Source organism: Kitasatospora sp. NPDC096128 (assembly GCF_040303105.1).
Lineage (GTDB): Bacteria > Actinomycetota > Actinomycetes > Streptomycetales > Streptomycetaceae > Kitasatospora.
In genome coordinates this window covers 1-12659 of record NZ_JBEOSP010000067.1, presented here as the reverse complement: position 1 = coordinate 12659, position 12659 = coordinate 1, and the positions used below count along the sequence as shown (strand labels likewise).

The 12659-nt window shown below is 74.5% G+C and carries 12 protein-coding genes and 1 pseudogene; 5 read left to right on the top strand and 8 right to left on the bottom strand.

Annotated elements, in window-relative coordinates; genetic code table 11:
• Nucleotides 1–160: 160 nt before the first annotated feature.
• The 4 genes from ABTY61_RS38890 to ABTY61_RS38875 form a co-directional block, all read right to left on the bottom strand.
• Nucleotides 161–1234 (bottom strand): M14 family metallopeptidase, encoded by a 1074-nt coding sequence (locus ABTY61_RS38890; RefSeq protein ID WP_350509942.1) that lies wholly within the window; start codon nt 1232–1234, stop codon nt 161–163.
• A 15-nt stretch (nt 1235–1249) separates the two neighbouring features.
• Complete coding sequence (locus tag ABTY61_RS38885; protein WP_350509941.1) at nt 1250–1588, bottom strand: hypothetical protein; 339 nt, start codon at nt 1586–1588, stop codon at nt 1250–1252.
• Between the two features lie 50 nt (nt 1589–1638).
• Nucleotides 1639–2361: a TetR/AcrR family transcriptional regulator gene (locus tag ABTY61_RS38880; protein WP_350509940.1), complete on the bottom strand. Its 723-nt coding sequence runs from the start codon at nt 2359–2361 to the stop codon at nt 1639–1641.
• A gap of 239 nt (nt 2362–2600) precedes the next feature.
• A complete protein-coding gene (locus ABTY61_RS38875) occupies nt 2601–3233 on the bottom strand; it encodes a LysE family transporter (protein ID WP_350509939.1) in 633 nt (210 codons plus the stop codon).
• A 206-nt stretch (nt 3234–3439) separates the two neighbouring features.
• Here ABTY61_RS38875 and ABTY61_RS38870 point away from each other — a divergent pair, with 206 nt between their 5' ends.
• Together ABTY61_RS38870 and ABTY61_RS38865 are read left to right on the top strand one after the other, a co-directional pair.
• Nucleotides 3440–4069: a maleylpyruvate isomerase N-terminal domain-containing protein gene (locus tag ABTY61_RS38870; protein WP_350509938.1), complete on the top strand. Its 630-nt coding sequence runs from the start codon at nt 3440–3442 to the stop codon at nt 4067–4069.
• A gap of 189 nt (nt 4070–4258) precedes the next feature.
• The gene (locus ABTY61_RS38865) at nt 4259–4582 is read left to right on the top strand and encodes a hypothetical protein (RefSeq protein ID WP_350509966.1); all 324 of its coding nucleotides are present in this window, start codon (nt 4259–4261) and stop codon (nt 4580–4582) included.
• Nucleotides 4583–4682: 100 nt separating this feature from the next.
• On the opposite strand, the gene ABTY61_RS38860 is transcribed toward ABTY61_RS38865, so the two are convergent.
• Entirely contained in the window at nt 4683–5582 is a 900-nt protein-coding gene (locus ABTY61_RS38860; RefSeq protein WP_350509937.1) for a lysozyme, read from the bottom strand.
• Nucleotides 5583–5843: 261 nt separating this feature from the next.
• On the opposite strand from ABTY61_RS38860, the gene ABTY61_RS38855 reads away from it, so the two are divergent.
• The 3 genes from ABTY61_RS38855 to ABTY61_RS38845 all read left to right on the top strand — a co-directional run bounded on the left by ABTY61_RS38855 (nt 5844) and on the right by ABTY61_RS38845 (nt 10763).
• Nucleotides 5844–6413: a GNAT family N-acetyltransferase gene (locus ABTY61_RS38855; protein WP_350509936.1), complete on the top strand. Its 570-nt coding sequence runs from the start codon at nt 5844–5846 to the stop codon at nt 6411–6413.
• Nucleotides 6414–6669: 256 nt separating this feature from the next.
• Entirely contained in the window at nt 6670–8457 is a 1788-nt protein-coding gene (locus tag ABTY61_RS38850; protein WP_350509935.1) for a glycosyltransferase family 2 protein, read from the top strand.
• 149 nt (nt 8458–8606) lie between these two features.
• The gene (locus ABTY61_RS38845; protein ID WP_350509934.1) at nt 8607–10763 is read left to right on the top strand and encodes an acyltransferase family protein; all 2157 of its coding nucleotides are present in this window, start codon (nt 8607–8609) and stop codon (nt 10761–10763) included.
• Nucleotides 10764–10777: 14 nt separating this feature from the next.
• Here ABTY61_RS38845 and ABTY61_RS38840 read toward each other — a convergent pair whose 3' ends face one another.
• From ABTY61_RS38840 to ABTY61_RS38830, 3 genes and pseudogenes are all read right to left on the bottom strand, one after another.
• On the bottom strand, nt 10778–11635 hold the full coding sequence (locus tag ABTY61_RS38840; protein ID WP_350509933.1) for a pentapeptide repeat-containing protein: 858 nt from the start codon (nt 11633–11635) through the stop codon (nt 10778–10780).
• 25 nt (nt 11636–11660) lie between these two features.
• Entirely contained in the window at nt 11661–12140 is a 480-nt protein-coding gene (locus ABTY61_RS38835; RefSeq protein WP_350509932.1) for a hypothetical protein, read from the bottom strand.
• Nucleotides 12141–12392: 252 nt separating this feature from the next.
• A pseudogene (locus ABTY61_RS38830) lies at nt 12393–12659 on the bottom strand (hypothetical protein); the annotation flags it as partial.

Here is a 12659-nt window from a genome sequence, read left to right as displayed (position 1 = left end):
TGGGGGCGCGCATGCCCAGCACCTTCATCCCCCGAGCCGCCACCACGCTCACGCTTCCCGGGCCGCCCCCCCCCCCCCCCGGGCCCCCCCCCCCCCGCCCCTGCTGTCGGGCACTGTGGTTCGGGGGTGTTGTGTCCGGGGGTGTTGTGTTCGGGAGTGCTCAGGCGGTGGCCAGGCAGAACTGCACGAGCCCGGCGTCCACGTCGAGGACGATCTTCTCCATCTCCGCCCACGGCGGGTGGAAGCTCTTCACGCCCCACTCGACGGTGAAGCCGAGCACCTTGCCCCGGCCGGGGTCGACGAAGTGGCGGGAGTAGACGTAGTCGTCGCTGGTCCCGCTGGTCGGGTAGAGGTGGAACCCGGTCAGCGGCCGGTACGCCGTGCCGCGTACGCCCTGAACGCCCTGGCAGAAGGCGGTGGCGAGTTCGAGCGCGGTGTCGGCGTCGTCCTTGGGGATGTACTCGGCGTACGCGTCGCCGGGCAGGCCGCGCTTGCCGTCGTACTGCGGGTTGCGGAAGTTCATGCCGGGGTCGTCCGACTGGTTCTCGTCGTCGCCCCAGTTGTAGAGCATGTCCTGGGAGTAGCTGTGCACGTCGACGAACCAGCGCGTACCCGGGTAACGGTCCAGCAGCCAGCGGACGTTGCGGGTCTCGGGCTCGGAGAAGGCGCTCGGGCCCTCGTAGAGGAACCTGTCGCACGGGCTGGTCGAGACCTGCGGGGTGGCGGTCGGGGCGAAGGCGGTGGGGAAGTCGAAGAGGAAGTCGTAGTTGCGGTTGAGGTCGATGCCGATGCAGTCGGGGTTGGAACTGCCGCCGGAGTTGGCCGGGTTGCGGTTCTTGCGCCACATCGCGTCGACGGTCTGGCTGTGCAGCCGGCCGTCCGGGTTGACCAGCGGGAAGACCACCAGGTCCAGCCGGAGCAGCAGGTCCTGCACCTGTTGGGCGGTGAAGGAGATGCCGCCGTAGCCGAGGCCGGTGTTGCTCTGGAAGGCCTCCAGCAGGTCGGCGGCGAAGTGGACGAGGATCTCGCAGCTGCCCCACTCGCGGGCGTGCACGCCACCGATCAGCATCACGCAGTCCTTGGGGGCCCGCGAGGGGCGGCCGAGCTGCAGGGCGTGGGCGGTGCGGCCCTCGATCGAGGGCTCGGGCAGGGTGATGAGCTGGGCGGTGCCGGGGTAGGCGGTGGCCAGGCTGGTCACGGCGGATTCGACCTCGGTGATGTTCAGGTACGACATGACGAGCCTCCCGGCTCAGCCGGCGAGCTTGGCGGCCAGGCCGTGCGGGACGGCGTCGGCGGCGGCGAACCGGTCGCCGGTGCCGACCTCGGCCTGGGCGGCCCGCCCGTCCGCGCTGGCGTTCCCGATCCTGGTGACCGTGACGCCCTCGCGTTCGAGGGCCGCCACCTGGTCGCCCGGGGCGAAGACGTCGATGCCGACGCTGCCGTCGGGTTCCAGCCGGGGGTGTCCGCCGGTGTCGGGGCGGGCGTCGCGCAGAAGGGCGCGCAGGGTGTCCGCGTCCCGGGCGGTGACGCGGAGCTTGAGGATGTCGGGCCGGGATGGGGTGGGGGGTGCGGTGGGGACGGCGGACATGACGACCTCTGATGATGAGTGCGGATATGTCCGACGTGTACCTCGTATCCTCAGGATCCGCCCTCCTCGTAGAAGGCGTCAAGGGGCGGCTCGGGCATCCCGTCCAGCAGGCTGTCCAGTCCGGCCAGCATCTCGGCCCGGTCGTCGAAGTCGGCGAAGCGGGGCACCAGCGCGCGCAACCGCGGGTAGTCGGCCGCGGGCAGCCGGTGCAGGCCCAGGCGCAGCACCGGATCGGGCTCGTCCGGGTTGTCGACCACCTGGCGCTTGTCCACCAGCAGGCAGCCCAGGTTCCAGGCGACGAAGGTGCGGTAGATCGTCAGGGCGGTGGCGTCGTCGAAACCGGCCCGGCCGAGCACCGCCAGGATGTGCTCGGTGAGCGCGAGGGCCGGAGCGGGCCGGCGGGAGACCGGGACGGCCAGCGGGCGGGTCGCGACCAGCGGCAGGATCTCGGGGTGGGCGTGCGCCACGACGCTGAAGGCCTGGGCGATCCGGCGCAGCTCCGTCCGCCACCCGGTCCGGTGCGGGCCGTCGCCTGCGGCTGTGCGAAGCCGGGTGTTGATCTCGGTGAAGTAGGCCTCGGTCAGGCCGTCCAGCAGGGCTTCCTTGCCGGGGGTGTAGCGGTACAGCGCCATCGACTCGACGCCGAGCTCCGCGGCCAGCCTGCGCATGGTCAGGGCGGCGAGCCCCTCCCGGTCCACCAGGGCGACGGCGGCCTCGAGCACCAGGGGGCGACTCAGGCGCCCGCGTTTCTCGGGGCCGTCCCGCTCAGCCATGTCCTACTCCTCCGAGTCGGTGCCGGCGCCATCGGCCGTGCCGGGGCCGGACAGGGGGCAGGTTACGCAGCGGATACAGATCCAGGATACAAGGTACGAATCGGTGGAAAACAGGCCCCGAAGGCGCCCTGATCGGTGACGGAGCGCAATCGGCGGCGGTGGGGGACGGCGGTGGGGACGGCGGTCGCAGTCATTGGCGGCGGGGACGGCGGTCGCGGTCGTCGGTGGTGGAGGGTCGATCAGTCGAGCAGCAGCCGGACGGCGAGCCAGCCGACCAGGGCCGCCGAGCCGAGGGCGGTCAGCAGCCGGCCGCGGGCCCCGGTCAGGGCCCGGCCGAGCAGGGCGCCGCCGGAGGCGAGCAACAGCTGCCAGCTGGCGGAGGCGGCGAACACGGCGAGGGTGAAGACCGCGCGGGCGAGCGGGTCCGCCGGACTGTCACGGCCGTCGCCCAGGACCAGGGCGGTGAAGTAGACCACCGTGAGCGGGTTGAGCAGGGTGAGCCCGAGCAGGGCCAGGAAGGCCCGGGCGGGGCCGGGCGGGGCCTGCGTCACCGGGGCCTGTGCCGGGTCGGCGGCGGAGCGGCAGGCGTGCAGGGCGGTGAGGGCGGTGCGGACGGCCAGGGCGAGCAGCACGAGGGCCGAGCCGATCCGCAACGGCCCGGCGGCCGGCGCCAGCAGCGGCGCGAGGCCGCTGCCGCCGAGCACCGCGAGCAGCGCGTACAGCCCGTCCGCGGTGGCCACGCCGAGGGCGGCGCCGGCGCCGGTGCGCAGCGAGGTGCGCGCGGTGAGTGCCACGAGGTAGGCCCCGACGGCCCCCACCGGCACGGCGACCCCGTACCCGGCGAGCAGCCCCGCGAGCAGCGCGGCCCTCATGCGACGGCGCGGTCGGGCCTCCGGGAGCGGCCGGGCTGCTGCTGGCCGGTGGCCGGGCGGGCGGCGGCGGTCGGGGGCAGCGGGCGGGCGGGTGCGGTGGTCATGGGGGCGATGGTGACTGCCCGGGCGCCGGGGGTGCAAGCGGTTTTCCGCGTGAGGGCGGGTAGCGTGGACCGCTCCGTGGACACCGTGTCGAGGAGGCCCCGATGAGCAGTCAGAACGACTACGTGCGCGAGCTGTTGGCCGAGGCCTGGCGGTCCTGGGCGGCTCGCGGCGCGGCCCTGGACGCGGCGGACTGGGACCGGCCCACCCGGCTGACCGAGTGGACCGTCCGGGACCTCTACGCGCACGTGGCGCCGGTGCCGGAGATGTTCACCGGACTGCGCGGGGCCGTCCTGGACGGGCCGGCCGAACTGACCCGCGGAGCGGACATCCTGCGGACCTTCAACCGGCCGGGCGGGCTCGCCCACACCGCCGCCGGGCAGGTCGCCGAACTGGCCAAGGAGGCCGCCGAGGCGAACGGACCGGCCGCGCTGATCGCCCGGTTCGGTACCGAGGGCCCGGAGGCCCTGGCCGGGCTCGCGGACCTGCCGCCGAGCACGGTGGTGGCGCACCCGCTGCTCGGCAGCGTCACGGTCGGCGCGCTGGGCGAGGTGGCGCTGATGGAGGCGACCGTCCACCTGCTGGACCTGGTCGCGGCGGTCGGCGGGCCCGCGCCGGCCGAGGGGGCGCTGCACTTCACCCGCGCGCTGCTGGCCGAGGTCGCCGACCCGGTGGCCTTCATCGAGGCGGCGGCGGGCCGGAGTCCGGTGCCGGTGCTGCCGGTCATCCGCTGACCCCGGCGGGGCGTTCTTGCTGGGCAGTCGTATGATCGGGGCCGACTGCGGATCGGACGGCGGATCGGACGGCGGATCGGACGGCGGATCGGACGGCGGATCGGACGGCGGATCGGACGGCGGATCAGTCGACGGGGCAACGGGGGGAAGCCGATGGACAACCTGTGGAACCTGTGGTGGCTGCTGCCCATGGTCGTCTACGGCGGATCGGATCTGGCCCGCAAGGTGTTGAAGACCCGTCACAAGCGCAAGCTGGAGGTGCTGGAGGCGACCGAGCGGCAGCGGGTCGCCCTGGAAGCGGCCGGCCGCCCGCCCGAGCCGGTCTGCGGCTGCACCCACCACCTGGCCAAGCACGACAAGCAGGGACGCTGCCACGAGGTGGTCGAGGCGCCCACCGCCTGGGACGCCGACCGGCGCCCGGTGAGCTACGAGCCGCGCCCCTGCAACTGCCAGCAGTACGTGGGCCCGGAGCCGCTCGGCACGGTGTTCGCGCCGGAGCTCACCGACCGTTGAGCCCCGCCGTCGGTCCGGCGGGTCAGGGCCCGCTGCTCCCCGACCGTCGGGCCCGCTGCTCCCCGCGCCGGACCGGTGCGGGGAGCAGCGGTGTGCCCGGTCAGCCCAGGGCGAGCGCGCTCAGCCGGTCGGCCGCGCCGTTGAACAGGTCCTGGTCACCGGGGAAGGTGCCGGAGTCGGCGTACTGCCAGAAGGTCTGGTAGCCCCAGCCGTTCGGCAGGGTGCCGGCGGAGGAGGAGTAGCGGGCGATCCAGAGCGGGTTGGTGGCGCCGAAGCCGCCGTAGTTGCCGGTGCAACTCGCCCACCAGTTGGTCGTGGTGTAGATCGTCGGGTAGCGCCCGGTGCGGTTGAGGACGGTGTTGCTGAAGTCCCTGATCCAGCCGACCATCGCGCTCTGGCCCAGGCCGTAGCAGCTGGCGCCGTACGGGTTGTACTCGATGTCGAGGGCGGGCGGGAGGGTCGCGCCGTCGGCGGACCAGCCGCCGCCGTGGTCGACGAACCAGTTGGCCTGGGCGGCGCCGGAGGAGTTGTTCGGCAGCGCGAAGTGGTAGGCGCCGCGGATCAGCCCGGCGTTGTAGGAGCCGTTGTACTGCTGGGCGAAGTACGGGTTGGTGTAGCTGGTGCCCTCGGTGGCCTTGATGTAGGCGAACTGGGCGCCGTTGGCCGCCGCCGTGGACCAGTCGATGTTGCCCTGGTAGCTCGCGACGTCCATTCCGGGAGTCTGGGTGGCGGCGAGGGTGGCCAGGGCCGGTGCGCCGGTGCGGCCCTCGTGGGCGGCGACGGTGGAGCCGGCGAAGTCGCGGTCGGGGTGGAAGGCCGGCCGGGCCTCGAGCGTAGGCGCGGGGGCGAGAGGGGCGGGGTCGGCCGCGTACGCGGGTGCGGTGACGCCGGTGACCAGGGCGGTTGCGGCGGCGAGCACGGCGAGGACGGACAGCCGACGGCGGGTTCCTGGTCTTCTGGTGGTACCGGTGGGGCGGGCGGAGCGGGAAGAGCGGGGCATGGACACTCCTCTGGTTCCGGTACGAATGGCCCAACGGTCTTGGTGCGGAAGGTGGTTGGGCCGGGATCGGGCCGGCCGTCGGGCCGGCCGGGAGCAGGGTAGCCATGTACCCGCCAGCCGCGCCAGGTGGCGGCGGCACCCCGGTGGGCCGGGTGCCCGTGGTGTCCGCCGCCATGGACGGCGCCCCAGCCCCTGCGCCCTGCTCAGGGGCTGTGGCACCATGCCCCGGAAGTCGACATCGTTCCGAGGAGAGGATCCGCCATGTCCGAGACCGTCGCGGGGCCCGCCGCCCGCCCCGCCGGGGAGCCCGTCTTCCGTACCGCCACCCTTGCCGACGTCCCGGCGCTGGTCGACCTGGTCGAGTCCGCCTATCGCGGCGAGGCCAGCAAGGCCGGCTGGACGACCGAGGCGGACCTGCTGGACGGGCAGCGCACCGACGCCGAGGGCGTCGCCGAGGCCGTCGGGCATGCCGACGGGTTGGTGCTGCTGGCCGAGCGGGGCGGCGAGCTGCTCGCCTGCTGCCAGCTGGAGCGGCGCGGCGACCGGGCGTACTTCGGCATGTTCTCGGTGCGCCCCGGCCTCCAGGGCGGCGGGATCGGGCGGCTGGTGCTCGCCGAGGCGGAGCGGCTGGCGGGCGAGGAGTGGGGCGTCGGCTCGATGGAGATGACGGTGATCGAGCAGCGCGCCGAGCTGATCGCCTGGTACGAGCGCCGCGGCTTTCGGCGGACCGGCGTGTACAGCCCGTTCCCGTACGGGGACGAGCGCTTCGGCGTCCCGCGCCGGCCGGACCTCCGGTTCGAGCAGCTGGTGAAGGAGCTCGGGACGGCCTGAAAGGCGGGCCGGAACCGGCCTGGAGGGGGGTCGGAACCGGCCTGGAGGAGGGGTCGGAACCGGCCTGGAAGACGGGCCGGAAGACGGCTGTTCTGTTGATCGTTTGATGGTCTGTCGTCCTACTGATCCACCGTCAAGTCGCTGAGCTGGGGCGATGCGGAGATGTCATACCTCGTTCATGATTGGTCCAGACCAATGTGAGAGGCTGGGGCCCGTACGGCGAAGTTCCGTCCGATGCCCAGGGGGCCATTTCCGCATGCCCGTACTCCATGGCACCGCCATGCCCGCACCCGACACCGGTCCGCGCCCGGAACCCGCGGACTCCGACCTCCGACTGCCGAGCCCGCCCGACGACGAGGAGCTCTACTGGTACTTCGGCCCGCAGCGCCGCTGGGTGCTGCTCTGCGCCACCCTCTCCTACGCGGGAGCCACCGCCACCCTCGGCCTGTTCGCGCTGAGCAAGCCGCTGCTCTGGCCGTTCCTGCTGCTCACCGTGCTCAACGCCGCCACCTGGCTGCTCTCGCTCACCGACGGCCAACGGGCCCGCCGCTTCACCCGCGACTCGCACGACCTGCTGCTGCGCGCCTGGAGCCCCGCCCGCCACCCGAGCGTGGACCTGCTGCTGCCGACCGCCGGCGAACCGCTCGCCGTCCTCGACAACGCCTACCGGCACACCGCCGCCGTCCGGTGGCCCGGCGAGCTGACCGTCCTGGTCCTCGACGACGCCGACCGCCCCGAGGTGCGCGAACTCGCCCGCTCCTACGGCTTCCAGTACCGCGCCCGCCCCGACCGCGGCCGCTTCAAGAAGGCCGGCAACCTCAACCACGGCCTGGCCGAGGGCACCGGCGAGATCATCGCCGTCCTCGACGCCGACTTCTGCCCCCGCCCCGACTTCCTGCACCACCTGGTGCCCTACCTCGACAACCCCGAGGTCGGCATCGTGCAGAGCCCGCAGTGCTTCGACACCGACGCCGACATGTCCTGGCTCGAACGCGCCGCGGGAGCGACCCAGGAGATCTTCTACCGCTGGATCCAGCCCTCCCGGGACGCCCAGGACGGCACCGTCTGCTGCGGCACCAACGCGCTCTACCGACGCGCCGCCCTGCAGCGGATCGGCGGCTTCGCCGAGATCGACCACAGCGAGGACCTCTACACCGGCCTCGCCCTCGCCCGGGCCGGCTGGAGCACCCGGTACGTCCCCGCGCTGGTCGCCAAGGGCATGTCGCCCACCGGCCTGCCCGCCTTCATCAGCCAGCAGTACCGCTGGTGCCTCGGCTCGCTCGCCCTCGTCCGCGACCCGGACTTCCGCAGCGGCCCGCTCCCGCGCTCGGCCCGGCTCTGCTTCTGGAACGGCATCCTCGGCTACGTCACCAGCGCGGTGAACGTCTTCGCGGTGCCGCTGCCCGCGCTGATCATGCTGTTCTTCGCCCCCGAGGAGATCCAGCCCTGGCAGGTGCTGCCCTTCCTGCCGCCGATCTGGGTCGCCCTGGTGCTGCTGCCCGCGATGTCCCGCACCCGCTGGCGCTTCGAGGTCACCCGGGTCCAACTCCTCGGCGGGCTCTGCCACGTGATCGCCATCGCCCACGCGCTGCGCCGCCGCTCCGCCGACTGGGTGCCCACCGGCGCCGTCTCCGGCGGGACCGCCCTGGCCCGCAGCGTCGCCCGACTCGGCGTCGGCTGGCTCGGCTTCGTCGTCCTCGCGGGCGCGGCCGGCTTGGTGCGCGCCGGACTGGAGTACGGCTGGCGGCCGTACTGGGCGCTCACCGCGCTGCTCGGGCTCACCGCGTACACCATGGTCCCGCTGATCAGGGCCCTGTGGCCGCTGCTCGGCACCGGGCGGGGCGGGGCCGGGGACGGCGGCAAGGGGGCCGTCGTCGGCGAGGTCGCCGCCCCGGCGCGGCGCCGCGCCGCCATGGGCTCCGGCTTCGGCTCGGACCTCGGCTCGGACCTCGGCTTCGGCCGGGCGGAGGCAGTCGCCGTCACCGCCGTGCTGCTGCTCTGCGGGGTGCTCGCCTCCGGCTGGGCCGACCCGCTGATCTTCTGACCCACCCGCTCTGCCGCTTCACCCGCTGTCCCGCTTTCCCGCTGCGTTTCCTTGCGCGTCGCCCCACCGGCGCGGAACCCGCCGCTCGGCCGCCCCAACGGCCCGGCGGGCCCCCGACCACCGATGCCAGCCCAGCAAGGAGCACCGCCGTGTCAACGGCCGTACCGCCGTCGCCGTCCACGTCCGACGACGAGGTGTCCACGAACGAGATCCTGCCCGGAATCGTCCGGGTGGACCGGCAGGCCGCCGCCGCCGGAACCACCTCGACCTCCGCCGCCTCCGCCACCGGCACCGTGGCGTCCACGGGAGAACCCCGCCGCCGCACCGCCTTCCGACCCGACATCGAGGGACTGCGCGGCATCGCCGTGCTCTCCGTCCTCGCCTACCACGCCGCCGTCCCCGGCCCGACCGGAGGCTACGTCGGCGTCGACATCTTCTTCGTCATCTCCGGCTTCCTCATCACCGGCCTGCTCACCGGCCGCCCGATCGGCCTGTGGGACTTCGCCGCCCGCCGTGCGCGCCGCATCCTGCCCGCCGCCGCCACCGTCCTGGTCGCCACCGCCGCGGCCGGCGGCGCCCTGCTCGACCCGCTGCGCGGCACCGACCTCGCCCACGACCTGATCGCCGCCGCGGGCCAGTTCGCCAACTGGCGCTTCGTCGGCCAACAGACCGACTACCTCGCCGCCGAACACGACCCCAGCCCGCTCCAGCACTTCTGGTCCCTCGGGGTGGAGAACCAGTTCTACCTGCTCTGGGGCGTCCTGCTGCTCGGCCTCGCCCGCTACCTGCACGGGCGGCGCCGCACCGTGGCGATCACCCTCGCCACCCTCGCCGTCGGCGGGCTCTCACTCGCCCTCTGCCTGCGCTGGACGGCGACCTCGGCGCCGCTCGCCTACTTCTCCACCGGCAGCCGGCTCTGGGAGTTCGCGGCAGGGGCGTGCGCGGCCCTGCTGGGCAGCGCGCTCGCCGCCCGCACACCGGGGCGCACCCCCGGCCGCGCGCTGACCGGGGCGCTGCGGCTGCTCGGCTGGGCCGGCCTGGCGGCCGTCCTCGGCTCGATCCTCCGGTACGACCGGACCACCCCGTTCCCGGGCGCCGCCGCCCTGCTGCCCGTCCTCGGCACCGCCGCCCTGCTGCTCGCCGCCCCCGCCGACCGGATCGTCGGCGGCGTCCTCGCCACCCGCCCGCTGCGCGCCGCCGGCCGCCTCTCGTACGCCTGGTACCTGTGGCACTGGCCGGTGCTGACCATCGCCCAGGCCCGCTACGGCCAGCTGCCCTGGACGGTGCTCCTCGCCCTCACCGCCGCCGCCGCGCTGCCCGCCTGGCTCACCCTGCGACTCGTCGAACAACCCCTGCGGTACGGCAGCAGCCCGGCGCCCCGGCGGGGCCTCGCCGTCGGCGCCAGCGCGCTCGTCATCCCGCTGATCGCCGCGCTCACCCTCGGCGGCGGCACCGTCCGTGCGCTCGGCGGCCCCGCGTCCGCCCAGGCCGTCGCCCCCGCCGGAGCCGTCGACGGGCCCGCCCTGCTCGCCCCCGGCACCCGGGTGCTCGGTCTCACCCCCTCGCTCGCCCGCGCCCGGGAGGACTTCCCGCCCGGCAAGGGCTGCGAGATCCCGCTCAACGCCGACAGCAGCCCCCGCTGCCTCTTCGGCAACCAGGACAGCCCCGACCGGATCGTGCTGCTCGGCGACTCGCACGCCGGACAGTGGATCTCCGCCGGGCTCGCGCTCGCCGAACAGCGGCACTGGGCCCTGGAGGTCCTGGTCAAGCCCGGCTGCCCGCTGGCCACCCTGACCGTGCGCAACGACGTCCTCGGCCGCACCTTCGACGAATGCGACCGCTGGCGCGAGAACACCCTCACCCGGCTCACCTCCGGGCCCAAGCCCCGGCTGGTCCTGATGGCCGGCCTCAACCGCTACGGCAGCCAGGAGGAACGCGCCACCGGCTGGACCCGCACCCTGGACCGGCTCACCGCCCTCGGCGCCCCGCTCGCCTACCTCGGCGACACCCCGATGCCGGGCAAGGACATCCCCACCTGCCTGGCCGCCTCCGACGGCCGCTCCGACGCCTGCTTCTTCCCCCGCGACACCGCCTTCGAGCCCGACCCCCTGCTCGACGGCGGCCTCGCGGCCCGCTACGGCGTCCGCACCCTCGACCTCGGTCCGCTGCTCTGCCCGGGCAGCGGACCGAGCTGCCCGGCCGTCCTGGAGGGCGTGGTGCTCTACCGGGACACCGGGCACATCACGGACACCCTGGCCCGGGTGCTGGCGCCGCGGATCGACAAGGGGGTGCTGGGCGCGCCGTGACGTCGGGGCAGGCCCTAGATCAGCACCGGCTCGCGGGGCAGCTCCTCCAGGCGGGCGTCCGCCCCGACGATCCGGAACACCCCCGGCCCCACCTCCTCGGAGCGGCTGCGGATGTCCATGTAGAGGTGGGCCGGCCACTCCGTCCGCAGCGACCAGCTGACGCCGATCAGATCGGCGCCGTCCAGCCGGGCGCCGGTCAGGTCCGCGTCGGTCAGATCGGCGTGGGCCAGGCCGGCGCCCGTGAAGTCCCCGTCGACCAGGACGGCGCCCGCGAGGCAGGCGTGGTCCAGGGTGGCGCGCGACAGGTCCGCCCCGGTGAGGTCCGCCGAGGTGACGTAGGCCTGGCTCAGATCGGCCCTGGTCAGGGCGCCGCCGCGGAGCGTCGCCCCGGCCAGGACCGCCCCGCACAGCTGGGACCGGCTCAGGTCCGCCCCGTCCATGGCGGCGCCGGTCAGCAGGGCGTAGCGCAGGTCGGAGTCCGGCAGCCGGGTGTCCCGCAGTCGGGCGCCCGCCAGGTGGGCGTTGAACAGCTGGGCCCGCACCAGGCTCGCGCCGGACAGGTCGGCGGCGTACAGGTTGGCGTCGTCCAGGGTCGCGTCCGACAGGTCGGCGCGCCACAGCTCGGCCTGGCAGAGGTTGATGTCGGTCATGATCGCCGAGCTCAGGTCCACGTCGTGGAGCCGCGCGCCGGCCAGGCTCGCGCCCGTCAGGTCCGCCGACCGCAGGTCCGCCCCGCGCAGGTCGGCGCCGGCCAGCTCGGCGTTGTGGAGCACCGCGCCCGGGCCGGGCACCTGCAGTGGCTCGAAGGCCAGCGCGGCCCGCAGCCAGGTCCGGAAGCTGTCCCTCGGCGGCTCCTGGGGCCCGCGCGTCACCGACTCCCCTCCACCCCGTACGGAATCACCGGCCACGACGCCTCCTCCGCTGGTCGGCCCCGTCGGCGGGACCGCCGTACCTGGTGTCCACCCGCGGGACGATCGGGGTCCGCACCGGACCGGGCCGGGGCCCGGGCTCCCCGGGTGGGGAGGGGAGGTCCGGACGCGAGGGGAGGTCCGGACGCAAGGAGCGATCGGGACGCGAGGGGAGATCGGGACGCGAGGGGCCGCGCGCGAACATCTGCTTCAGGATCTGCGGCGCCGCGATCCCGATCGCCAACGCGCCCACCGGGCCCGCGACCTGGTTGGACGCCGTGGACGCCGTCGTCACGATCACCCCCACGCTCAGCCGGATCGCGACCGCCACGACGTACGGTGCCAGCCGCATCTGTCCCCGGTACGTCCAGGGGAAGCCGCCGACCGAGGTGATCCGCTCATGGAGGGTCCACGCCTCGATGGCAGCCGCACCACCGAGCCCCCACAGGCATGCGGCCAGCATCTGCATCCGAGCAACTCCTCGCACCCGCAAGACCGTTGATTACCGACGGTCCTCTCGTCGACCATGCTGGTGCACCGGGCCGCACAGCGCCGGGCGGGACACCGCGCAGAGCACCGATCCCCGGGAACAATCGGCGTTCCCGGGGCGGGCGCGACCTCGCCGTGGTATAGGGCCGGAGGCGGTCCTGTCGGGTGGGCCCGTCAGGTGGGCCGGTGGGGCTTTCGGTGCTGCCCGCCCGGCCGCCGGGTTGCGGTCGGGTCAGCCGTAGATGCCGCGGCAGAGCCGCGCCTGCTCCGAGCCCGCCGGCCAGCGGCCCACCCGCTCGGCCTGGTCGCAGATCGTCCCCGGGCCCAGCGACGGCACCCCCGGCGCACCGGGAGCGGCGTTCGGGGCCCGGTGGCCGGTCGGGCTCGGACGCGGACTGCGGCCCGACTTCGCGTGCGGCGCGGACGAGGCGTGCTGGGCGTCCACCTGGTCCGCCCCGCCCGGGGCGGCCGCCGCGGCGGCCGGGTCGCCGCCGCCCGG

Bases quoted from the DNA above. Each gene is read 5' to 3' on its own strand.
- ABTY61_RS38890 (WP_350509942.1), bottom strand. From the start codon at position 1,234: ATGTCGTACCTGAACATCACCGAGGTCGAATCCGCCGTGACCAGCCTG.
- ABTY61_RS38875 (WP_350509939.1), bottom strand. From the start codon at position 3,233: ATGAGGGCCGCGCTGCTCGCGGGGCTGCTCGCCGGGTACGGGGTCGCC.
- ABTY61_RS38870 (WP_350509938.1), top strand. From the start codon at position 3,440: ATGAGCAGTCAGAACGACTACGTGCGCGAGCTGTTGGCCGAGGCCTGG.
- ABTY61_RS38835 (WP_350509932.1), bottom strand. From the start codon at position 12,140: ATGCAGATGCTGGCCGCATGCCTGTGGGGGCTCGGTGGTGCGGCTGCC.
- ABTY61_RS38885 (WP_350509941.1), bottom strand. From the start codon at position 1,588: ATGTCCGCCGTCCCCACCGCACCCCCCACCCCATCCCGGCCCGACATC.
- ABTY61_RS38855 (WP_350509936.1), top strand. From the start codon at position 5,844: ATGTCCGAGACCGTCGCGGGGCCCGCCGCCCGCCCCGCCGGGGAGCCC.
- ABTY61_RS38860 (WP_350509937.1), bottom strand. From the start codon at position 5,582: ATGCCCCGCTCTTCCCGCTCCGCCCGCCCCACCGGTACCACCAGAAGA.
- ABTY61_RS38865 (WP_350509966.1), top strand. From the start codon at position 4,259: ATGGTCGTCTACGGCGGATCGGATCTGGCCCGCAAGGTGTTGAAGACC.
- ABTY61_RS38880 (WP_350509940.1), bottom strand. From the start codon at position 2,361: ATGGCTGAGCGGGACGGCCCCGAGAAACGCGGGCGCCTGAGTCGCCCC.
- ABTY61_RS38850 (WP_350509935.1), top strand. From the start codon at position 6,670: ATGCCCGTACTCCATGGCACCGCCATGCCCGCACCCGACACCGGTCCG.